The 1,286-nt window shown below is 73.3% G+C and carries 2 protein-coding genes; both read left to right on the forward strand.

All coding sequences use genetic code 11. The annotated features are described in order from the left end of the window. Positions 1 to 224 (forward strand): hypothetical protein (locus tag AC2W7J_RS18230; RefSeq protein ID WP_485984185.1); only part of this gene is annotated, 224 nt, incomplete at its 5' end. Further along, positions 221 to 805 carry an HNH endonuclease signature motif containing protein gene (locus AC2W7J_RS18235; RefSeq protein ID WP_485984187.1) on the forward strand — a complete coding sequence of 195 codons (585 nt, stop codon included), beginning with the start codon at positions 221 to 223 and terminating at the stop codon, positions 803 to 805. The genes AC2W7J_RS18230 and AC2W7J_RS18235, both read left to right, overlap by 4 nt. Positions 806 to 1,286: the final 481 nt, after the last annotated feature.

Consider the following 1,286-nt stretch of genomic DNA (forward strand, 5'->3'; position numbering starts at 1 on the left):
GGCGCCGGGGCGCCGGACGTCGACGAGTACGACTCACCCGGGACCCGGCCGTCGCTGCGCGCGGCCGAGCAGGCCGCGGCAGCGTGGCGACCGGTGACCCCGAGAGCGACGCAGCCCGCGCAGCCGACCAGCGAGGTCGCGGCGCGTGGATGGCCGACACCGCGCTCGAGCTGCTCTCTGGGCGGCGCCCGGTCAGCCGCAGCCGGTCGAGATCGGGCTGGTGATGCGCGAGGGTGTCGTGCTCCCGGGTGGCGACGCCGACGACCAGGTCGAGGTGCCGGGCCACGGCGCGCTCGCCGGTGACCTCGCCCGTGAGCACGTGCTCCGCCTGCTCGACACGGGCGACGACGGCGACGGCGAGACGGCCCTGTGGCTGCGGCGGCTGTGGACGACTCCCGACGGGCGCGACCTCGTGGCCGTCGACTCGCGGCAGCGGGTCTTCGGCGGGAGGTTGCGGCGGCTGATCGAGCTGCGCGACCCGACCTGCCGGGTGCCGTGGTGCGATGCGCCGGTGCGGCAGGTCGACCACGTCCGCCCGGTCGCCCGGGGTGGCGAGACCTCCGCGGCCAACGGCATGGGCCTGTGCCAGCGGCACAACCTCGACAAGGAGGCCCCCGGCTGGCGCGCCGAGGTCATCTCGACCGGGCTCGACTCCGGTGGTGGGCCGCACGAGGTGAGGCTGTCGACCCCGGCTGCTGGTGATGTCCGCTGCCTCGCGCCACCCCTGCTCGGCCCGGGCCGCGGGCCCCGGCCACCGGAGTCCTTGCTCGAGGCCCACCTGCAGGCCCTGCTCGACGCTGCGTAGGGGAGAGGGCTGGGCGCCCCCGGCTGGATTCGAACCAGCGACACCTTCTTTAGGAGGCTGTGATGTACCTGCTTCGACCGTCGAGCACCCCGGAATATCGGGGGCAACCGTGGGAACCGTGGTCGGCCGAGGTGGTGCATTCGAGGTGTCGACCGGGCAATTTGCGGATGAGCGACGAGTGGCAGCCACAGGGGGCCATCGCCCCGATAGCGGAGCAGAGAAGAGCACGTCGGGGTTCGGTCAAGGTCGCCGACCTCAAGCACTGCACTTCCGCATGTCCGGGAGGACATACCTGGACCACTTGACCACGTCCGGCCTTGACCGGTTCTCGACGAGCTCGGATCGTTGCCCGCCCCGGGGTGATGGACCGGGCTCGACCCACTGTATGTCCTGGCGCCCGCGGCCAAAGGGCGCGGAGGTGGGGGGGTGCGCGGAGGGGCGAGGAACGAGCCCGGAGCGCGGGGGTCCCTACCGGAGCGCC

It is taken from the genome of Janibacter sp. CFPM2_SD2, from assembly GCF_057364645.1.